This window comes from Ralstonia sp. NFACC01 (assembly GCF_900115545.1).
Lineage (GTDB): Bacteria > Pseudomonadota > Gammaproteobacteria > Burkholderiales > Burkholderiaceae > Ralstonia > Ralstonia mojiangensis.
In genome coordinates, this window is sequence record NZ_FOWV01000008.1 from 172,634 (window position 1) to 194,207 (window position 21,574).

Annotated in this window: 16 protein-coding genes; 8 read left to right on the top strand and 8 right to left on the bottom strand. The window is 64.9% G+C overall.

The window, feature by feature from the left end:
* The first annotated feature begins 49 nt into the window (after window positions 1-49).
* The 5 genes from BM136_RS20410 (at window position 50) to BM136_RS20430 (ending at window position 4,658) form a co-directional block, all read left to right on the top strand.
* Window positions 50-1,213, top strand: coding sequence for a glycosyl transferase family 90 (locus tag BM136_RS20410; protein ID WP_254775707.1), 1,164 nt, complete (start codon window positions 50-52; stop codon window positions 1,211-1,213).
* 125 nt (window positions 1,214-1,338) lie between these two features.
* Entirely contained in the window at window positions 1,339-2,130 is a 792-nt protein-coding gene (locus BM136_RS20415; protein WP_092974914.1) for a phytanoyl-CoA dioxygenase family protein, read from the top strand.
* A 98-nt stretch (window positions 2,131-2,228) separates the two neighbouring features.
* Window positions 2,229-2,450, top strand: a complete 222-nt coding sequence (locus BM136_RS20420) for a hypothetical protein (RefSeq protein ID WP_092974917.1) — start codon at window positions 2,229-2,231, stop codon at window positions 2,448-2,450.
* Between the two features lie 221 nt (window positions 2,451-2,671).
* Window positions 2,672-3,112: a DUF2141 domain-containing protein gene (locus tag BM136_RS20425; RefSeq protein ID WP_092974920.1), complete on the top strand. Its 441-nt coding sequence runs from the start codon at window positions 2,672-2,674 to the stop codon at window positions 3,110-3,112.
* A 19-nt stretch (window positions 3,113-3,131) separates the two neighbouring features.
* On the top strand, window positions 3,132-4,658 hold the full coding sequence (locus BM136_RS20430; RefSeq protein ID WP_092974923.1) for a carotenoid oxygenase family protein: 1,527 nt from the start codon (window positions 3,132-3,134) through the stop codon (window positions 4,656-4,658).
* 13 nt (window positions 4,659-4,671) lie between these two features.
* Here the strand turns inward: BM136_RS20430 and BM136_RS20435 are convergent, their stop codons facing one another.
* Window positions 4,672-6,306 (bottom strand): M20/M25/M40 family metallo-hydrolase, encoded by a 1,635-nt coding sequence (locus tag BM136_RS20435; protein WP_092974926.1) that lies wholly within the window; start codon window positions 6,304-6,306, stop codon window positions 4,672-4,674.
* Window positions 6,307-6,370: 64 nt separating this feature from the next.
* Here BM136_RS20435 and BM136_RS20440 point away from each other — a divergent pair, with 64 nt between their 5' ends.
* Window positions 6,371-7,288: a LysR family transcriptional regulator gene (locus BM136_RS20440; RefSeq protein ID WP_092974929.1), complete on the top strand. Its 918-nt coding sequence runs from the start codon at window positions 6,371-6,373 to the stop codon at window positions 7,286-7,288.
* 6 nt (window positions 7,289-7,294) lie between these two features.
* On the opposite strand, the gene BM136_RS20445 is transcribed toward BM136_RS20440, so the two are convergent.
* On the bottom strand, window positions 7,295-8,776 hold the full coding sequence (locus tag BM136_RS20445) for an AMP nucleosidase (RefSeq protein WP_092975103.1): 1,482 nt from the start codon (window positions 8,774-8,776) through the stop codon (window positions 7,295-7,297).
* A 539-nt stretch (window positions 8,777-9,315) separates the two neighbouring features.
* Between BM136_RS20445 and BM136_RS20450 the strand changes: the two genes are divergently transcribed.
* Complete coding sequence (locus BM136_RS20450; RefSeq protein ID WP_092975106.1) at window positions 9,316-10,965, top strand: diguanylate cyclase domain-containing protein; 1,650 nt, start codon at window positions 9,316-9,318, stop codon at window positions 10,963-10,965.
* 132 nt (window positions 10,966-11,097) lie between these two features.
* On the top strand, window positions 11,098-11,604 hold the full coding sequence (locus tag BM136_RS20455) for an acyl-CoA thioesterase (RefSeq protein ID WP_024978265.1): 507 nt from the start codon (window positions 11,098-11,100) through the stop codon (window positions 11,602-11,604).
* Between the two features lie 21 nt (window positions 11,605-11,625).
* On the opposite strand, the gene BM136_RS20460 is transcribed toward BM136_RS20455, so the two are convergent.
* The 6 genes from BM136_RS20460 to malQ all read right to left on the bottom strand — a co-directional run bounded on the left by BM136_RS20460 (window position 11,626) and on the right by malQ (window position 21,568).
* Entirely contained in the window at window positions 11,626-13,011 is a 1,386-nt protein-coding gene (locus BM136_RS20460) for a sensor histidine kinase (RefSeq protein WP_092974932.1), read from the bottom strand.
* A 224-nt stretch (window positions 13,012-13,235) separates the two neighbouring features.
* A complete protein-coding gene (locus tag BM136_RS20465; protein WP_092974935.1) occupies window positions 13,236-13,988 on the bottom strand; it encodes a class I SAM-dependent methyltransferase in 753 nt (250 codons plus the stop codon).
* 119 nt (window positions 13,989-14,107) lie between these two features.
* On the bottom strand, window positions 14,108-15,028 hold the full coding sequence (locus BM136_RS20470; RefSeq protein WP_092974937.1) for an amidohydrolase family protein: 921 nt from the start codon (window positions 15,026-15,028) through the stop codon (window positions 14,108-14,110).
* A gap of 55 nt (window positions 15,029-15,083) precedes the next feature.
* Window positions 15,084-16,331, bottom strand: coding sequence for an MFS transporter (locus tag BM136_RS20475; RefSeq protein ID WP_254775708.1), 1,248 nt, complete (start codon window positions 16,329-16,331; stop codon window positions 15,084-15,086).
* Between the two features lie 135 nt (window positions 16,332-16,466).
* Window positions 16,467-19,289: a malto-oligosyltrehalose synthase gene (treY, locus tag BM136_RS20480; protein ID WP_092974943.1), complete on the bottom strand. Its 2,823-nt coding sequence runs from the start codon at window positions 19,287-19,289 to the stop codon at window positions 16,467-16,469.
* Window positions 19,286-21,568, bottom strand: a complete 2,283-nt coding sequence (malQ, locus tag BM136_RS20485) for a 4-alpha-glucanotransferase (RefSeq protein ID WP_092975109.1) — start codon at window positions 21,566-21,568, stop codon at window positions 19,286-19,288. The genes treY and malQ overlap by 4 nt, the downstream gene beginning before the upstream one ends.
* Window positions 21,569-21,574: the final 6 nt, after the last annotated feature.

Here is a 21,574-nt window from a genome sequence, read left to right on the forward strand (position 1 = left end):
CTTACGGTAAAGTGAGGGCCGCCGCGAATGCGAGTGGCAAACGGGGTCGATGTGCCGTCTGGTGGCAGATGCACGATCGGCCGCACCGTGCGTCAGCGGCGGGCAGAAAGTGGTTCATGCGCTACTTTATCTGCGTATTGGGGGCTGGAACATTTCGCTCGAAAGCGACGCCCTGGGGTTCAATTTCCGCGGCAACTTTTGGTTCATGCGTCATCTCAAATACCGCTTGAGCAGATTCTCTGCAAGAAAATTCTGGTATTACTTTTCGAATGCTTCAAGCCATTTCCTGGCGCGCGCTACAAAAAATGGAAGAGCCGAGACTCTCCTGAAAAGAAAAGGCGCTCACAGTGGCATGCAAGATATCATCGATCGATTGAGTTATTACAACTCGATTTCGGAGTCATTCGACCCAAGCCGCAATGCCGTCGAGTATTCAAGGTTCTTGTTGAAATCTTCAACCAGCACCATTGTGAACAAGGGCCGTGAAATAGGCAGCACCTATTTCTATGATCTTGTCGATCTGATGGACTATTTTGGCCCGGGCTACTGCTTCGACTACGACTGCGGCGACGTGACGGCCGAGCCGATTCACCCGGCATTTGTGAAAAGCCGCCCCATCAAGAGCAGCTCCCATAATGGGATTCTCTTGAAGCTGGACGCCATCCGGCATTTTTCACTGGCGCGCGACACGATCGATTTTCACGACAAGAAGCCCATGGCGGTTTTTCGCGGTCCTTGCCACCAAGAACATCGCAAAGCGTTTGTCGAGCGTTGTCACGACTTGGCAAACGTTGATATTGGCGATACTCGAAAATCAGAGCTTGGGAAGGCGACTTACAAGTCTCCCATGACGATTGCCGAGCAATTGCAATACAAGTTCATTGTGAGCGTTGAGGGGAACGACGTTGCGACGAACCTCAAATGGATCATGTCCTCCAATTCGCTTTGCTTTATGAGGCGCCCCCGGTATGAGACGTGGTTCATGGAGGGGAGGCTGATTCCGGATGTGCATTATGTTTTGCTGAAGGACGATTATTCTGATCTTCAGGAGAAAATGGAGCATTACCGGAAGCACCCGGGCGATGCACTGGCGATCGTCCGCAACGCCAATCGCTGGGTGGCGCAATTCATGAATCGCGATCAGGAGCGCTTACTCGGGTTGATGGTGATTGCAAAATATTTCCGGCTGTCGGGCCAACAAGCCTTTTGGTAAAGCCCGATCGGGACAACGCGCATTGCGTTTGATCCTGAGCAGGCCAGTCGTGGGGCGGGCCTGCAACGCATACGGCGGCGCGTTACACTCGTTGTCTTTCGCCGTCTCTGTACGCTTTTTCCACCATGTCCGCGTCTGCCCCCACCGCCACCCACGCCCACCCGCTTTCCGACGAGCAACAAGCCTTCTTCAAGGAGCACGGCTACGTCGTGTTGCGGGGCTTCGTCAGCCAGCAGGTGAGCGCCGCGTTGCTTGCGGCCGCGCAGGACGGGCTGGCCCGCGCTGAAGCGCCGGTGGAGCTGGAAACCGACGTCGGCTATGCCGGGGCACCACTCTCGCGCGAAGCCGAAGGGGGCCAGACGGTGCGCCGCCTGCTCGACGCAGATTCACGCGGCACGCCTTATACGGAATGGGCGCGCGACCCACGCGTGGCCGGCGCAATTGCGCAACTGATTGGTAGCCCCGTGCATCTTTCGCTCGCGCACCACAACTGCGTGATGACGAAGCACCCCGCGTTTGGCACCGCCACGCATTGGCACCGCGACAGCCGCTACTGGTCGTTCGCACGCAACGCGCTGGTGTCGTCGTGGCTGGCCTTGGTGGAAGAGACGGTCGACAACGGCTGCCTGTGGGTGATCCCCGGCAGCCACACGCTTGAGCTGCCTGCGGATCGGTTCGATGCGAAGCTGTTCCTGCGCCAGGAGCTGCCAGAGAATCGCGCGCTGATCGACACCGCGCGCCCCGTGCCGCTGCTACCCGGCGACGTGCTGCTCTTCCACTGCAACACCTTCCATGCGGCCCGCGCCAACCAGACGGGCGCTGTCAAGTTCTCGGCGGTGTTCACGTATTACGGCCCCAATAACCATCCGTTGCCTGGCACGCGCTCGTCTGCCCGGTCCGATCCGCTGGTCGGATGAGGTGCGTCCTCCCCCATTTGTAGGTGGGCGGCGGACAGATTTGTGTCATGTGCCTTTGCTAAGGTGGTCTCCCAACGATCACGAACGGGGGAATCACAATGGCGATTCAGGAAGTGACACATGGAGCGCATGTCATCGTCGTTGATCCGCTGCAACGCGACGATCATCGATGGACGGCCCGTTTCCAAGTCTGTCGCGCCGGCCACATCGTGTGTGACTGGGAAGACGTTGAGATGCCGGAAGGCTTCATCTCCGCCCAGCTTGCCCTGAGTGCGAGTGTGTTGCTGGCCGAGCACCGCTTGTCTAGCTTGCCGCATTAGCATCACCCCACAAAGCGCCCGCCGACCTCGCGGGCGTTTTAGTCAGCACCTCTGACGTGCTCCCTTCAAGCTGCAGTGATGCGCTCATCTCTCCCAAGCGACCGTTTGCGCCGTGGCATCTGCACTTCGTCGCATCCGCGCTGACTGTCCTGACGTCTCTGTCTACATTGCCTCCTGATCGCCGGCCTGCAAACGCATCGCCGGGCCCACAGGAGACGTTCATGACTGCCATGTTTTCTTTGCCGCGCCTTGCGCTGGCCCTGATGCTGACAGCACTTGCAGCAAGTGCATCCGCCGCGACGCTGACTGTGGTGGTGGAAGGCGCACAAGGGCGCCAGGGCGCCGTGCGCGCGGCGATGTTCCGCGACGCCGCGGGCTGGCTCAAGCCCGATTCGGCCATCCGGGCTGACATTGCTGCGCTCGATAGCGTGTCCGGCGCAAGCGTCACCTTCGTGTATCCGGATTTGCCGGCGGGGCGCTACGCGTTGTCGGTCTTCCATGATGCCAACAACGACGCCAAGCTCGGCACCAACCCGGCCGGCATTCCCATTGAGCCTTACGGTTTTAGCCGCGATGCACGCGGCCGCTTCGGCCCGCCCGCATTTGACGATGCTGCCATCGACGTGCAGGGCGACCAGCGCGTGACGATTCACTTGCATTGATGTTGAGCGAGGCCCCGTCATGCAACGCCGATCCTTCATTGCGGCCTTGGGCGCCGCACCGTTTGGCTTGACCCTGACCGATGTAATGGCCGCTACCCCGGACCCGTGGGCTGCGGGGTTTGCAGCGGCGCGCGCGCAGTATCCGTGGCTGGCGGGTTACCAGGGCGTCAGTGCCGACATGCCGACTCGCGCGCTGAAAGTGGAAGGCAGGTTCCCGCCCGCGTTGCGCGGCGCGTTCTATCGAAATGGCCCAGCGCGGCATGAGATCGGCGGCGTGCGTTACCACCATCTGTTTGATGGCGACGGCATGATCCAGCGCTACGACATCAGCGAGCAGGGTGTGACGCACCGCGGCGTGTTTGTGCGCACCGACAAGTTTGTTGCCGACACCGCCGCCGGCCGGCCGTTGCGCGCGACGTTCGGCACCGCCAACCCCGACATGGAGCCGGTTGCATCGCCTGACAGCATCAATGTGGCCAACACCAGCCTGGTGATGCACGGCGACGAGATGCTCGCGCTGTGGGAAGGTGGCTCGGCCACGCGTGTCGATCCCGATTCACTGCGCACGCTGGGGGTGCAGACCTGGCGCGACGACTACAAGGGCATGCCGTTTTCCGCCCATCCCAAGGTCGAAGCCGACGGCACGCTATGGAATTTTGGCGTGAGCAGCGCGGCCAGTCTGCTGACCGTCTACTGCGTCGGTGCGGACGGCGCACTCAAACGTGTGGAAACGCTCAAGGTGCCGGACGTGGCGATGGTGCATGACTTTGCAGTAACGCAGCGCCATCTGGTGTTTCTGCTGCCGCCGTTCGTGTACGACGTGGAACGCTCGCGCGCAGGCAAGTCGTTTTTGGATTCCCATGTCTGGCGGCCGGAGCTGGGCATGCGTGTGCTCGTGCTCGACAAGGACGACGTCACGCGCATGCGTTGGCTGCAGTTGCCGGCCGGCTTCGTCTTCCATCTGGGCAATGCATGGTCGTCGCCGGATGGGCTGGAGGTCCATCTCGATTACATCCGCTCGGACGATGCCTCGGTCGTCACCACGTCGCTGCGTGAATTGATGCGCGGGCAGATTCGTCCGTCGCCCGGCGCTCGCCTTACGCAAGTGCAGTTGAACCTGCGCACCGGCCGCGCCGAGCAGTTCAGCACCGAGCATGTGGCCGAATTCCCTAAGATCGACACACGCCGCACCGCGCAGCGTCATCACGCGCTGTTCATGGTGGCCCACACGGCGCCGTCGTCCAGCAGCAGCTCTCAGCCGCTGAATGGATTCGACACCGTCATGCGCGTCGATACGAATTCGGGGCAGGTGCAGCAGTACCGCTTCGGGCACCGCACGCTGGTGGAAGAACACGTGTTCGTGCCGGCATCGGCCAGTGCGCGTGAAGGCGAGGGCTGGCTGATCGGCACGGTGTTCGATGTAGACGCCGGCTGCACCAGATTGACGGCGTTCGATGCACAGAGTGTTTCTGCGGGGCCCGTCGCCATGGCAAGCCTGAACGGCGTGGCGCCGCTCGGGCTGCATGGGCTGTTTCGCCCCGCATAGGCAGAGTGGCCCGTCAGAGCGGGTGCGTCAGCAGGCCGTAGATCGTGCGCACGCCGCTCACGTAGTTGCCCATCCGGAGGTTCTCGTTGGCAGCGTGCTGATTGTTATCGGCATTGACCAGCGGAATGATCGCGAAGGGCACCTGCAGCACACCGACGATTTCTGCGGTGGGCACGGTCCCGCCCATCATGCGGATGCGAACCGGCGCCGGGTTGGCACCAAACGTGTCGGTCAGCGATTTGTAGGCCCATGTTCCCACTGCCGAGTCGATCGGCGAACCGGCAGCGTCTGCACCTTCGCTCTGATACGTGAAGGTGGCCAGTTTGTCGTAACGGCTGCGCTCTTCATCCGTCGGCGCGTTCTTGACGAGGTGGTAGCCCTGGCGCTCGACGTGCTGCTCGATCAGCTTGCCGAGGTAGGCCGCAGTGGAGTCTGGCGTGGTGCGCAGGTCGAGTTCGGCGACGGCCTTGTCGGGCACGATGTTCGCCACCTTGTCGCCCACGGCCGCAGACGCCATGCCGCGCACGTTCAACGATGGGTACTGCATCGCTTCCTGGTAATTGGCGCCGACCTTGTCGGCATGCGCAATGCCCAGGCGCTTGTTGAGCGCTGCCTGGTCGTCGGGCACGGCGGCCATGATCTTGCGGTCGGCCGCACTGATCTTCACGTGGTCGTAATAGCCCGGCACCGTCACCCGGCCCTCGTCGTTCTTCATCGATGCCAGCAGATTGGCTAACTGCTGGGCCGGGTTGCGGGCGTAGTTTCCGTAGTGCCCGCTGTGCAACGGCACCTTGCCGCCATAGACGGTCAGCCGGGCTTCGGCCGCGCCGCGGTTTCCAAAGACCAGCGTTGGCCGGTTGGTCGCGTGCATGGGGCCGTCGTGGATGACGATGGCGTCGCAGCGCAGCAGCTCGCGGTTTGCCTGCATGACCTTGCTGATCGACGGCGAGCCTTTCTCTTCCTCGCTGTCGAGAATGATCTTGATGTTGACGGCGGGCTGGCCGCCGCCGGCCTTCAATGCGTCAAGGGCGGCCAGCATCATCATGATCGGGCCCTTGTCGTCGGCAGACGAACGGCCGAAGACACGCCATTCCGGATCGAGCGGGCCGCTGAACAACTGCGCCGAGTCGATCTCTTCCCAGTTGCCCTGAGCGGTCTTGTGCTTGAGCACGGGTGTCCACGGGCTCTTCTGTGCCCACTGCGCGGGAATCACGGGCTGGCCGTCGAGATGCATGTAGAACAGCACCGTTTTGCGGGCAGCGTCCGGGTTCGGCAGCTCGGCGTAGAGCATCGGTTTGCCGTTGTTCGCCAACTGTTGGGTCGTGAAGCCACGCTTGCGGAACGCCTGCTCCAGCCAATCGGCATTCTTGCGAACATCCTCTGGCGCGATGGCGTCGTTGGGCAGGGAAAGCAGCTCGAAGTATTCGCGGTAGGTTGCCTGGGCATGGCGTTCGGCGTCTGCCGTAGACAGCTCGGCGGCGCCGGCTAGGCCAGCGGCACCGAGCATGAGGGCCGGCACCACGGCCCGGAGGCGATGGGAAGCGCGGTGCGCGGTCGTTTGACGGGCTGCTTGCTGAAGGGGCATCAGGACACTCCGCTGGTCGAACAGTTCCGGGTGAGTCTGCGCATACCACACCTTTTTGACCATTAGAATTTTCTTGGGATATCTTTGCGTTTTCTGCAAAGAAAAAGGGCCCGCGCCTACATCGCTTATGTCATCTCATCGCCTGCAGGAGACGTCCCTCCGCTATTTTCTCGAGGTTGTGCGCACTGGCTCGTTGACGGAGGCGGCCGCGCGCCTGCACGTCAGCGCATCGGCCATCAGCCGGCAAGTGGCCATGCTTGAAGAGCTTCTGGGCGTGCCGCTGTTCGAGCGGCAACCGCGCGGTATGCGGGCCAGCGCAGCGGGCGAGCTGCTCGCCGCGCATGCGCTGCGCGGGGCCCTGGAGGCAGAGCGCGTGGTCTCGGATATTCAGCGCCTGCAAGGGCTGCAGCGAGGCCGCGTGCGCATCGCGTGCTCCGATGGCTTTGCGATCGAGTTTGTGCCACGCGCCATCGTGGCGTTTCGGGAGCGGCATCCGGGCATTCAGTTCGATCTGCGCGCAGAAGAGCCGATGCGCGTGACAGAGGCCGTCTTGCGTGGCGACGTGGACATCGGCTTGACCTACAGTCGCGCCGCCGTGCACGGCATTCGTGTGGCGTATCAGCAGCGTGGCTCAGTGTTTGCCATCATGCGGCCCGACCACCCGCTGGCGAAGTTCAGCAGCGTGACGCTGGCGCAGATGCACCCATTTCCAATTGCGCTTTCGGGGCCGGACAACACGGTGCGCCAGCTGTTCGACATGGGCTGCAGTCAACGCGGGCTCGTGTTCGAGCCGGTGCTGGTCAGCAACCGCTTCGATGGGCTGTTGAGTTTCGTGCTGCAAGGCGGCGGCTTGGGCATCGCTGGGGAAATCACGGTGCGCGAGCGCGTGCAGCGGGGTGAGCTGCACGCCGCGGAGATCCGCGAGCGCGGCATGCGCGGGCGGACGGTGGAACTGCAGACCCTGGCGGGCCGCACCTTGCCCGAGGTGGTGCGGGTGTTTCTCGACTTCCTGCGCGAGGCGCTGCCGGAGCAGCCCCCGCGCTGACCCGCGCTACCGGAACGCGGGCTCGTCAAAGCTGCGCAGCTTGCGCGAGTGCAGCGCTTCAACGCCACTTTCGCGCAACAGGCGCACGGCCTCCATGCCGATGTCCAAATGCTGGCTGACACGCTGGCGATAGAACAGGTTGGCCATGCCGCGCAGCTTCAGCTCGCCGTGCAGCGGCTTGTCCGACACGCACAGCAGGGTGCCGTAGGGCACGCGCAGGCGGAAGCCGTTGGCGGCAATCGTCGCGCTTTCCATGTCGATGGCAATCGCGCGCGACTGATTGAAGCGGCTGTACAGCGCCTGGTACTTCAGCTCCCAGTTGCGGTCGTCGGTGGAGACCACCGTGCCGGTGCGCATGCGCGATTTCATGTCGGCGCCCGACAGCCCCGTGATGCGCGCTACAGCCTCCTGCAGTGCCACCTGAATCTCGGCGATGGGGGGCACGGGCACCCACGGCGGCAGATCCTGATCGAGCACATGGTCGTCGCGCACGTAGGCGTGCGCGAGCACGTAATCGCCCAGCTGCTGCGAACGGCGCAAACCGCCGCAGTGGCCGATCATCATCCAGCAGTGCGGACGCAGCACGGCCAGATGGTCGGTGATGGTCTTCGCGTTGGACGGGCCCACGCCAATGTTCACCAGAGTTACGCCCAGGCGGTCTTCGCGCACCAGGTGGTAGGCGGGCATTTGCGGCAGGCCCTTGATGCGGTGCGAGTCGTCCGGCGCCGGCGTGCCGAGTTCGTGTTCGGTGTCGCCGGGCTCGACAAAGCGGATGTAGCCCTCGTCGTTGCCGTCTTCCATCAGCTTGCGGCCGAGGGCGGCAAACTCATCGACGTAGCGCTGGTAGTTGGTGAACAGCACGAAGCGCTGGAAGTGCTTCGGGTGCGTGGCGGTGTAGTGGTACAGGCGCTGCAGGGCCAGGTCGACCCGCTCGGCCGTGAACATCGACAGCGGCTGCGGTTCGTCGCCGATGGGGCGGTACGTGCCGTTGGCAATGGAGTCGTCAATCTGTGCGAGGTCGGGCAGCGTAAACGCACCGCCCAGCGCGCGCGCCTGTTCGGGCGTGATATCTACGGTGGACGCTTCCACCACGAAGGGCAGCGGAATCGGCCGGTTGCTCACGCCCACCACGACGGGGCTGTTGTGATAGTGCAGCAGCCGTTCGATCTGTACGCGGTAGTAATCGCGGAAGAGGTCCGGCCGCGTGAGCGTCGTACCGTACACGCCCGGATATGCCACCGTGCCCCACGCCGGCCGCGCGTCGCTCACCAGCGTTTTCGGGTCGACGGTGATGCCGAGGTAGGGGTAGCAGGCGGAGAGGTCTTCGCTGCAGTCCTCTCCGCGCGCAAAGGCGTGGAAACGATCGCGGATCGCTTGTGCGGAGCGCTCGTAGATGGCGGTGATGCGCTCGACGGCGGTGTTGGCGTCGGTGCAGATCGCCAGGTCGTGCGCAGGATAGAGATGGGCTGTGGCGCGGGTATCGGTCATGTGTTCGATGATACCGACGTTTTGTGAAGCCAAGATAGCGGTGTCGCTCAAGTCACGACATCTGAAACGGGACGTTCGCGCCAGGGCAAAAACGTTGTCCGGTCGGCCTGTGGCAGGGGTCGTCCGGAGGGCTTGACGGCACCCAATTGGCGACGCTCCAATCCCCCTCTGCATAGCGGGAAAGCGCAGCACGGCCTCCGCGCCCAATACCCAAAAAACACGGTGCGCGTGACACCTCCGAGCTTTTCGGCAGTCAAGCACGAAGGTGATTTCTACGTCGCGCAAACGAATTCGTCTGCAGCTCGATATGCCCCTCTCAGCACGCGCCGCGCCATGCGCCGCAAAGCCGCACGGGCCTTCAGTTTTTACATTTCCTGCCGATGGGAGGGGAAGGTGATCGGGTGCGCACCACGCAGTCAATCGCACGGCAACAGTGCCCAATACACTGCAAGAACAACAACCGAACGGGGAATACACGTGGACCAACCGGCTGGCGTCGTCATTCGCCGGCATCGCCATGCGCGCCGGGCGTGCCGATCATGCTGATCGCTGCCCTGGCTTGCGCTGCGCTCGTTTCGATCGCGCTGATCGGCCTCTCATGGCCGCGCCGCGATGACGCGGAAGTCTCCGCCTTCATGCTGTTGGCGCTCGGTACCGCGCTCTGGAGCGGCGCGCGCCTCATGGAGGTCGTGACCTTTGACATGCCCGCGCGCGTGGGCTGGGCCAAGGTCGCCTATCTCGGGATCATGATGGTGCCGGCCGCATGGCTGCGCATGGTCGTTGGCCTCATCCGGCCAGAACTCAATGCATTGGTGCTGGTGCGCGTGGGTTGGCTGCTGGCGCTGCTCGTGGGCGCCGGATTCGTCGGGCTGGTCGCTACCAATGAACTGCATCACCTAGTATGGCTTGATGCGCGTTTCGTCGTCATCGACGGGATACGGGGCGCGGTGTTCGAGCACGGGCGCATGTTCTGGGTGGCCACCGCCTACAACTACGTGCTGCTGGCCATCAGCCTTGTGCTGTTGGTATTGCCCATCGACGAAGTTGCCTCCGGGCTCTATGTGTCGTCGCGCACGCAGGTGCGGCTGGCGCTTGTCATCGGGCAACTGCTGCCGCTGGTCGCGCATCTTGCCTATCTGCAGCGCTGGACGACGGCGCTCGGCGGCGATCTCACACCCGCCACGTTTGCCGTCAGCACCGCGTTGCTCGGCTGGATCGTTTTGCGGCCGCGCCTGCGCGACACCGCCGCTTATGCCCGCGGCAAGATCATCGAAGCCATGCGTGATGGTTGCATCGTGCTCGCCCGCGATGGTTCCATCGCAAGCATCAATGCCGCCGCGAAGTACCTGTTGCCGACTGCACAGGTGCATGCAATGCCGCCCGCCGTGCTGAACGTGGCTGGCATCGTGCGCGAGTTTGAGCGTACGCGCCTGCCCAACCGCTACCAAGTCTGGCTGCCCGACACGGGCCGCACGCTGGAAGTCACGCTCGAGGGCTTGAGCGACGCGCGCGGCCGGCATGCCGGCGTTTTCCTGCTGCTGCGCGACGTGACGGTCGAGCAGTTGCAGCGTGCGGGCATGGCCAGCGCCCAGGATGCGCTGCGCGGCGAGCTGCAGCGCACGCGCGCCTTGCTCAGCGTGCTGGAGAACGACGTCAACCGCGACGCACTCACGCAGTTGTTCAATCGCCGCTTTTTTGAAACGCAGGCCCCGCGATTGTTCGACCACGCCCGCCGCGACAAGCGCCCAGTCACGCTGGCGCTGTTCGACATCGACTGCTTCAAGCAATACAACGACACCTACGGCCACCTGCGCGGCGACGATTGCCTGCGCATGGTGGCCGACACGCTGGGCATGGCGTGCCGGCACCCCGATGACTTCATTGCGCGCGTGGGCGGCGAAGAATTTGTCGCCATGCTGTTTGACCTGGACCGCGACGAGGCCCGGCAGGCGGTTGCGCGGGCCGTGGCTATGGTGGCCGAACGAGCCGAACCGCACGCGGCGTCTGTTGCCGCGCCGTACGTCACGCTGTCAGCCGGCGCCGTCACGCTCACGCCCGCCGACGAACACGTGGACGTTCTGTTCGAATGGGCCGATGCGGCGCTCTACGATGCGAAGCGCAGCGGGCGCAATACATTCCGCTTTCATCAGAGTCCGCCGGGGCTGCGGAGTGTTGCGGGCCGGGAGTAGACCGCCCATTCGTAGGGCTACGGCATTGCCTTGTTACGCAACAGCAAGTGCATCGGAAGAATGGATACATGCGCGGGACCACCGCGCATGCGCGGCTGCCGCCAGCAGCCAATTCCATTCTTGGAGTATGCGATGCCGACAGGCCAATCCATTGCCACAGTCGTCAACCACTATCTGCGCAATGCCGAGCTGCCCGAAGCCATTTCTGCGCAGCAGACGTTCCAGCACGCCTTCGATGTCTATCTGAAGGATTCCAACGCCTACGCCAACACGTATTTCGCCCGGTATTTCGAGTGGCAGGGCGTGGTGCGCGAACGGTGGTTTCACGAATGCATCGACGCAGACCTGCTCATGAGCGGGCGCGTGATCTTCGTGACCAAGCTCGCGCATCAGGAATTCGTTGAAGAGACATTCCCGTTTCAGCGCGTGGAATGCCACTTGAACACATTCCGGGTGCAGCCCTGCTCGTTCTACATGGTGTTCCGGTTTGTTTCGGGCGGGCGGCTGGTGTCGCTGGGGTATCAGCAGGTGGTGTGCGCCAACGCCGAGCGCGTGATTCAGCGGTTGCCGGAACACGTGCGCCTGCGTGTGAAGGCGTACGAGCTGGACACGCTGCCGGAGCTGGCGCACGTGTCCTGACGCGGTTTGAAGATGTGAGCGTCAGATAGCAGGAGGTTGGGGAAACCGCATGGAGAACAGCGTGTATTCCCCAACCACCGATTCGCACTGGATGCGCCCGCCAAATGCCTGCATGACACGGCGGCAGAATGTCAGCCCCACGCCCGAACCCTTGCCGACATGCTTGGTGGAGAAAAACGGGTCGAAGATGCGACGCTGCACGCTGGGCGGAATGCCGGTGGCGCTGTCGCGCACCACAAGCACATAGGCGTCTCCATCCTGGCGGGCGGAAATTTCGATGTGGCCCTTGCGCGCGATCTGGATGGCATGCAGCGCATTCTTCAGCAGGTTGAAGAGCACATACACAAGCAGCGTGTCGGAGCCCACGAAACGCCAGTCGGCGTTGAACGGCTGCACTTGCACGCGTTCGCGCTCACCGGCCTGGAACGGATACTGCGCCACGGCCGTCTCGACGCATTCGTGCAGCGAATGTGCCGCGAAGGTGCGCCGGTCCAGGCGCTCCAGCGTGACGGAGGCCAGGGCCATCTCGATCACGCTATGTGCGGACGCGACTTCCGACGTGATGGCCCCCGCCAGTTTGGAAAGACGGTCCAGCATCGCCGGATGCTGCGGCGGCTGGCACAGGCCGTTGTCGATGGCAAGCTGATAACCGCGGTAGACGTCGGGCCAGGCGCGGGCGATTTCAGCGGCCTGCAAGCGGATGGTGGTCAGCGGCGTGCGCACCTCGTGCGCAACGGTGGCCGCCAGTGCGTAGGGGCGCATCAAGTCAAACTTGACCACGCCCACGGCGATGATGCCCAGCGCAATGGCCAACGGCAGCACACCCGGCGGGTAGAACGCAATGCCGTAGTTGACTGCGTAATCAGCCGCCGCCAACGAAATCAGCCCCACGCCGAACAGGCACGTCAGCAAACGCTTGCGTTTTTCTGCGGTGGCATGTCGCTGCTCGCGGTGGAGCACCCACATGCCGCGCGTAACCAGCGCGGTAGTTTGGATGATGTGGACGGCTTCCAGCGGGCCCGCCTTCGGATAGAAGCCGAAGTGGAACTGATGCACGCCGTCGATGACGAGATCGGTGGTCAGCAGCAACGCGATCAGCACGGCGTCCAGCGCATAGGCGACCAGAAGCCAGCGCCGCTCGCTTTGTGCCTCGGCGACCTCCACGGCAAAGTGGTAGAGCATGGTCGGCATGACGAGGATGGCGATCCAACCGAGTTTGGCGAGCACCTGGGCCGTGCCAACGTCTTGGGTCTGGAACAGAAACGCCCAGATGCCTTGCCACAGGCACGTGAGCGTCGTCATGCCGAGAAACGCCAGGCTCGCGCGCGTGCGGCCGCGCGTGGTCACGACGTAGACGCCGTAGAACAGGAAGAGCGACGAGACGAAGGCGGGGAACAGGGCGTACATGGAAATCGGAAGTCGGCGCAGTGGCCGCGCGCCAATGCCGACCGGAGTCGACGGTAACCCGGAAGGCTACCGGCAACCCCGCGTTCGTACACGTGTTCCGATATCACATTTTTTTCATTCAGGATTAAGCGAAACCCTGAAATGGCGTCGCATCGCGGCACCCCTCGAACGGGTGTGACAAAAAGGATGAGAGGGGATCAAGGCGCCAAAGCCCCTCACGTACCTCATGTCGCCTCGATGAGCATCGCGTCGATCGCAAACGAATGGTCGGGCGCCACGGCAAAGTACGTGCGTGCTTCGTCGGCTGCACGGTCGAACAGATCGCGGATGGCATCTGCGCGCACCTGGGGCGTGCGAATGCGGGCGATCCAGCTGTCGAAGGTCATCGTCAGCTTCCACGTGCGCGGCGTGCCGGGCTGGAAACCGGCCTCGGCCAGCATGGCCTGCCATTCGGAAACACGGTAGTCGCGCACGTGCGACGCATCGCGCAGCACCTCGGCGGTCTGCAGCAGCGTGTCGAGCAGCGGTATCTCCGGCGCGACGATATCCACGATGACGAGCTTGCCGCCGGGTTTGAGCACACGGCGCGCTTCAGCCAGGCATTTGCGCACGTCGTACCAGTGGTGAGCGGAAAAACGCGTGGCAACGATGTCGAACGCGGCATCGTCAAAGGGCAGGTTTTCAGCGCGGCCGGCTTGCGTGTGCAACTGCGCAAGGCCGCGACGCTCTGCTTCGGCGGCCACCACGTTCAGCATGTCTTCCGACAGGTCATACGCCACCATGGCAGCCACGTGCGGCGCCATGGCAAAGCTCACGTGCCCGCCGCCGCAGCCCAGATCGAGCACCTTGGCGTGCGGCATCGATTGCGCCAACGCGGCCAGCGCGTCCAGATCGGCGCCCTGCGCGTGCACTGCGCTGGTCAGGTAGGCCTGGGCGACCTGGCCGAATTGCTGGTCGACGAGTCGATGCTGCTGCATGGCTGCTCCTTGCGGCTTGTGGGGATGAGGAGCGGCCAGTGTAGGAGCGCCGCCCGCGCGGCGAAATTCGTGATTCGCGAAATGGGGTATCGCGCGGGGGCGCTGCTGCTGTTGCGGGTTCAGACGAAGCGGAACAACTGCGTGGGCGTGTCGACCAGCACCTGCTTGCGGTCTGCTGCGCTGGGCAGCAGCACACCGGCGAAGGCCCACATCTTGTCGTAGTTGATCTGCGATTCGAACTGCGTGTGCGGCCAGTCGCTGCCCCAGACGAGGCGGTCCAGGCCGAGCGCATCTTTCAGCCGTGGCATGGCGGCCTCGGCGATGGCTTCGCCGCGTCCGTTGGCGCCGTTGCGGTATGCGCCGGAAATCTTTACCCACACGCGACGGGAGCGGCCCGCGGCAAGCAATGCGGCAAAGCCCGGGTCGTCTACACCGAGCGCGGGATCGGGGCGGCCGAAATGGTCGACCACCACGTTCACTTGCGCTTCCAGCAGGGGCTGCAGCAGCGTGGGAAGGCGGCGTGCCTCGACATGCAATTCCACGTGCCAACCGAGCGCATGCAGGCGAGCGAGCGCGGCCTGCCATACGGGCGATTTCAGTTGTGGATCTGCCGCACCGATCAGGTTCAGGCGGATGCCGACGATGCCCTCGGCGTTCATCTGCGCGAGCAGCGTTTCGGGCGCGGCCGGGTCGATCACGGCCACACCGCGCAAGCGCTGCGGCGCCTGTTTGAGCGCGGCCAGCAGGTAGCTGTTGTCAACCCCCAGGAAACTCGGCTGGACGAGCACACCGTGGGACACCCCATGCGCGTCGAGCTGCGCCAGGTAGGCCGGCAGCGGCGCGTCATACGTGGGGGCATAGCGGCGCGCATTGGCGAGCGGCAAGCCGCGCTCGAATACATGCGCATGCGTATCGATGGCGGTGATGCGGGCAGGGGCGCCGCGCGTGGCGTCGCTGTTGCCGGTGACGGCGCATCCGGCAAGGGTGGTGGAACCTAGCATGGCAAGCAACCCGGTGTTGAAGGCGCGGCGAGTGGGCATGGGGTCTCCTGGCGGCGACGGATCAAGTGCGTCGTCATGATGTTGTGATTGGTGTTCAGACGGTGACGGCAGCGAGGTCGCGGCCCTTCGTTTCGGGCAGCATCAGCACCGCCACCGCGACGATCGAATACGCGATGGCCGCGTCGATGCCGATGGCCGTGCCGAGCGACATTGATGCGCTCATCTTGCCCACCAGCACCGGGAAGGCGGCAGACACCACGCGGCCGAAGTTGTAGCAAAAGCCCACACCCGTGCCGCGCACGCCCTGCGGATACAACTCATTGAACAGCGCGCCCATGCTGGCCGGAATGCCCGCCGCAAAGAAGCCCAGCGGAAAGCCCAGCACCAGCATCGCGCCGTCCGAAAGCGGCACCAGCAGATACACCAGCACCGTCACCACGCAGCAGCACGAGAACAGCAGGATGTTGCCGCGGCGGCCGAGCACGTCCAGCAGCCACGCGCTGGCCACGCAACCGCACCAGAAGGCGAAGATGATCACCGCCAGGTAGCCGCCCGTGCCGAGCACGGACAGGTGCCGCTCTGTCTTGAGATACGTCGGCAGCCACGTCATCAGCGCGTAGTAACCGCCGTGCGCGCCTACCCCCAGCAGCCCGCCGATCAGCGTCATGCGCAGCACCTGCGGACGGAAGATGTCGAGCAGCGGAAAGCGCGAGATCGGCATCGCGTTGGTATTCGCGCCCGGCTTGGCGGCCGGCACGGGCTCCTGTACGCCACGGCGGATGTAGATGATGAGCAGCGCCGGCAGCAACCCGGCGGCAAACATCACGCGCCAGGCGAGGTCCGGCTCGATGAAGGAATAGGTGAGCGCATACAGCAGCACCGCCGCGCCCCAGCCGACCGCCCAGGCGCTCTGCACCGTGCCCATCGCCTTGCCGCGGTGGCTGGCGCGAATACTCTCGGCCATCAGCACGGCGCCCGCCGCCCATTCACCGCCAAAGCCGAAGCCTTGAATGGCCTTGAGCACCAGGAACTGCTCGAAGTTCTGCGCAAAGGCCGAGGCGAATGTGGCCAGCGAAAACCACAGCACCGTGAACTGCAGCGTGCGCACGCGGCCGAAACGATCGGTCAGCGCGCCGGCAATCCAGCCGCCCAGGGCCGACGCCACCAGCGTGACGCCCGACACCAGCCCGGCCTCGGTCTTGCCGATGTGCCACGCCGCGATGATGGTCGGGATGACGAGGCTGAACATCTGCACGTCCAGCGCGTCGAGCGCCCAGCCGCCAAAGCAGGCCCAGAACGTGCGCTTTTCTCCTTTTGAAATCTCTTTGAACCAGCCGAACATGCGGTCTCCTCCGGGTGACGTGAGCGACGTGTTCACCACACATTGCTCTAGTCATCTATATGAATAGAGGAATTTTAGGGCGAGCCAAGGAGCGGCGCAGTCGGTGTTAACCCGTGCGGGTGCGTAGCGTGCGGATCAGGTATGCAGCAGGGCGACCGGCAGGTGGGCGAGCACCTGGCCCAACGCCAGGCGGGGGCTGTGCAGCGTCTGGCCGTCAAAAGCGCTATGCAACGGAGCGTGCGACAGCGCGGACGGCAGACAGACCGTGGTGTCCCGCCATGCGCCATCCGCAAACGTTGGTGTGGCGGCATGGCCCAGCAGGGCGGAGGCATGCAGCGGCACGATCGCGATGACCGCCTGGGCGCCATGCACGCGCGCAAACGCCAACACGTGCTGCGCGCCGCTGCCGGTCACGGCCAGGGGTTGGTAGTCGCCGGATTCGAACACGGCCGGCATGGCGGCGCGCAGGGCCAGTGCACGTGCCAGCACGGCTTGCTTGATACGGCCGTCGGTCCAATGCGTGAGCAGCGACGCGAGGCTGTGCCCGGCATGCACGTGCAATGCCCGCAATGCGCGATGCCGCGCGGCGTAGTCGACGGGGCGGCGGTTGTCGGGATCAACGAGGCTGGTGTCCCAGAAATCCGCGCCCTGGTAGAGGTCGGGCACGCCGGGCAGTGTGGTGCGCAGCAAGGTCTGGGCGAGGCCGTTGACGGCGGCGGCCGGCGCTACGCTTTGCACGAAGGCGGAGAGCGAAGGCAGGAAGGTCGAGGCCGCCTCGCCCGTCAGCAGCGTCAAGACGAAATCGCGGCAGGCAGCTTCGTAGTCCGCATCGGGCTCGAACCAGTCAGTGCGCAGCTTGGCTTCGCGCTGCGCTTTTTCTTGCCACTGCGCGACGCGCTCGGCCAGCTCGCGCACGGCATCGGCGTCATGCCAGTCGAGATCCGCGGGCCAGATGCCAACCAGCGTCTGATACAGCATCCACTGCGCGGCGGGTGAGGGGGCTGGGCCGGGAGGCAGTTGACGCACCCACGCGGCGTGTTCCGTGCGCCATTGGTGCGCGGCGGCCAGCCACTGCGTGGGGCGCTCCGACAGCACGGCCAACCGCGCACGCACATCTTCGCCGCGCTTGTGGTCGTGCGTGGCGGTGGTGAGCATCGCGTGCGGCCAGGTGTGGGCGCGCGCTTGCATGGCGTGATGGAACGCGTTGGCGCTCATGGAAAACGCACCCGGATCCGCGCCGACCTCGTTGCGCGACAGCAGCCGGCCGTAGCGGTAGCACGCCGTGTCTTCGACCGCCTTGGCCGCCACCGGCGACGACAACTGCTGGCACCGGCGCAACGCCAGTTGGCGCAGCTTGTCCTGCCCCGCCGGTTGCCCGCCCAGCCATGCGTCGAGCCAGCGGAGCACAGGCTCGTCGACGCGCCGCAGACAGGTCGCCGCGCCGGACATGGCGGTTTGCAAGATCGCCGAATCCTGCGCATCGCGTTGCTGCGCATTCGCATAGGTTCGATACACCGGAAAGTGGACGATCACCTCGGCCAGCGCGCGTCGGATGGCGTGCCACGTCACGTCGTGGCTGCTGCGGTCCTGTTGTGCCACCGCGTGCAGCGCCGACGTGGCTGCATCGAGTTCTGCAGCAAAGTGCGCATGCAGGATCTGACGACGTGCGGGTACCGCGGTGGCTGAGAACGTCGCCTCAGCCGCTGGTGCGCCAATCCACTCAAGCCAGCCTTGGGTGAGGGCGGTCTCGCCGTGCGCATCGTGCAACAGCGCGCCTACCTGGTTCATGAAATCGTAGCCACTGGTGCCGTCGACGCCCCAGTCGGTGCGCATGGCTTCATCGCCGGCGAGGATCTTTTCGACGACGATCCACGGGTGGCTCGTGAGCCGGTCAGCGGGGCGTGCAGCGTGTTCGGCTTGCAGGCGGCGGCGTAGCTGGCGGCAGTATGCGGCCGGGTCGGCCAGGCCATCAACATGGTCGATGCGCACGCCGTCAATCCAACCCAGGCGATAGAGCCGGAACAGCAGCGCATGCGAGGCTTCAAACACCTCGGCGCGCTCCATGCGCAGGCCGGCCAGCGAGCCGATATCGAAGAAGCGGCGCCAGTTGATCTCATCGTTGGCGGTACGCCAGTGGGCAAGGCGCCAATGCTGTCGCGCCATCAGCGCATCAAGCTGATCGGGCTGCGCGTTGAGCACGCGCACGGCTTCGGCGACGTGTGCGGCACCTGCTTCCGTGGTAGCGAGGTTGCGCAGCGCGTCGCGTGCTTCGTCGGTGCGTTCGCGGCGCGTGCGCAGTGAGCGGATTGTGCCGAGGGCGGCAAAACGGTCGGCCACCGCGTGGACGGCGGTGTCTGCGTTGCCGGTGCGAAGCAGTGCGGCATAGTCGGCCAGCACGATCGGGAAACGGTGGTCGTAATACGCCATCGCCAGCCGCGCGGCCGTGTCGTCGTAGGTCAGCTGCAGTCGGCCGCCGTCCAGTGCGTCAGCGTAGTTTTCGCCCAGGAAGGGCGCGAGCACCTTGTTGCGCAGCGCCGGGTTGGGCGGCTGCCAGTCGATATCGAAGAAGTTGGCGTAGGCGCTGTCGGGGCCGGATTCGAGCACGTCCAGCCACCACCCGTTGTGTCCGCCGCCCACGCCCATGTGGTTCGGCACGATATCGACAATGAGCCCCATGCCGCGCGCATGCAGCGCATCCACCAACTGTTCGAGCGCGCGTTCGCCGCCCAGCTCGGGGTTCACGTGAGTGGGGTCCACAACGTCATAGCCGTGTGTGGAGCCTGGCTGCGCCGTGGTGATGGGCGACGTGTAGAGATGCGAGATGCCGAGTGCGGCGAAGTCATCCACCAACGCGCGCGCATGGTCGAACGTAAAGTTGCGGTGCAATTGCAGCCGCACCGTAGCGCGCGGCACACGCTGGAGGGCGACGGGCGGGAGAGGTGTGGTCGGTTCACTCATGGCGTGCTGATGCGCGCGTTGGCCAGCGCGGACAGGCGGGCCTGCACGGTGGACGCGTCGAGCAGCGTGCCGGACGGCCCGGGCAGGCGACGCCGCCAGTTCGGGTGGGTGTCGATCGTGCTTGGCAGGTTCGGCTGCTCGACGAGACCGAGCAGGTCTTCCAGCGGCACCAGCGCCAGCGGCGTGTTGGCCGCACCCGTAAACACGGTGGCCGCCGTGGCAAAGTCCTGCGCGCTGGCTTGCAGGATGACTTCGGCTTGTGCCGCGTTTGCCACGCGCGCCTGTTCCAACGCGGCCTGCAGCGGCGCCACGCCGATCATCGGCACACCGCCATTGGCCAGCACCAGGCGGTTGTGCTCGGCAAAGGCGGCGACGAGAGCGGCGCGATCGTCCATGCGGCGCGCGTGCGCCTCGCCCTCGGTCATGCCGGCCGGTAGCAGGCCAAGCTGGGCTTGCCAGCGCAGATCGTTGCCGATCCACCAGCCGACGAGCGTGGGCAGATCGTGCGTGCTCGTCATCGCGACTGACGCCGGCGCCCATGTGCGCGGCGCCTTGAAGGGGGCATCGTCGCGGGTGTACTCGCGTTCAAACCAGAGGATGCGCATGCCAAGCAGGCCGTCGTCGGCAAGCTTGTCGCGCAGGCCCGGTGGCACGGTGCCAAGGTCTTCGCCAATGACGATGCAGCGGTTGCGCCACGATTCCAGCGCGACCAGCCGCAGCAGATCCTGCATCGGGTAGCGCAGGTACACGCCGTCCAGCGGTCGTGCGCCATCTGGAATCACCCACAGCCGCATGAGCCCGAGCACGTGGTCGATGCGTACACCGCCGGGCACGGCCATCACCGCGCGCAGCATCTCGATAAATGCCGAAAAGCCTTGCGTGCGCATGGCGCGCGGGCTGAAGGTGGTCAGCCCCCAGCCCTGGCCTTGCGCGTTGAACACGTCGGGCGGCGCCCCCACCGTCACGCCGATCAGCAAGTCGCGCTGCCGCGCCCACGCATGGCTGCCCGCGCTGTCGGTGCCCACAGCCAGATCGGCGATGAGGCCGATGGCCATGCCGGCGTTCTCGGCAGTGCGCTGCGCAAGGGCCCACTGGCGTGCCGCCGCCCATTGCAGGAAGAGGTGGAAATTCACCGCATCCTCATGCTCGCGAGCGAAAGCCTGTACGCCCAGATAGCTCGGATCTTGATATTGCTCGGGCCACTGCTTCCAATGGGCGGGTCCAAGGTGCGCATTCAGTGCCTCAAAGTGAGCGTGATCGCGCAGGCCGGTGCCGCCATCAATGCAGTACGCACGAAAATCGTCCAGCAGCATCTGAGCGACGGTGTCCCCGAGCGGGGCCTGCAGCAGACGGCGATGCAACGCGCGCAGCACCGTCATGCGCGCGTTGCCGCTGGCCGGCCAGTCGATGAGCTGCGCGGCTTCCAGGCGGGCATAGTCGTCGACGAGGTTGCAGTCGACCACGGTCTGCCGCACGGCTTCGTCCCCAAAGAGCGCGGCGGGGTCGATCATCCACGCGTTCAGGAACAGGCGGCTCGATGGCGAGTACGGCGAATAGCGGCGCGCGTCGGCCGTGAACATGGCATGCACGGGGCTGAGCGCCAAGGCATCCGCTCCGCGCTGCGCCAGGTGCCGCGCCAGGGTGCCCGCCGCGGTGTAGTCGCCCAGGCCGGCGCTGCTGGCGGCGCGTTCGGCATCGCATCGCAAGCCGTAGAGCTGGGCGGACGCGCCCCACAGGCGGGTGTCGGCCGGGCGATCGTGCCGGCGCAGGGCATCGGCCACGCCATAGCAACGCGCTGGGGCGATGGCGAGCGTGGTTTCGATCACGGTGCCCGGCCCGGCGTCAATGGTCAGGCGGTGGTAGCCCACGGCCTGCACCGGCGTCAGGTGCAGCGTTGCATGGCGCTCGCTTGCGCTGACGCTGATCTTGCCATCGGTGCTGCCGTCGGACTCAAAGTCGACGCGATAGGTTTGTCCACCCAGCAACGCGGCTTGGGGCGCCGAGGTCTGCAGCACGATCGGCTGTCCGGCCACGCCGGTCACAAGCGGCGGTATGGCGACCGCTTCGGCTTCTGCGCGCAGGCGGGTCTGGCTTTCCGACACCTGGGCCGACGTGCCGGCCGGCAGGCCCAGCGTAAAGAGCACCGCGCGCAGCACTTCGTCGGCCACGCGCATGGGGCGGCTGGCAGCGTCTTCCCAGTCGACGAGTAGCCCGGCATCCGTGGCCAATTGCTGGAGCGGCGTGCGCTGCGTGCCTGAGGAGTGAGTCGTGCGGTCCATGATGCG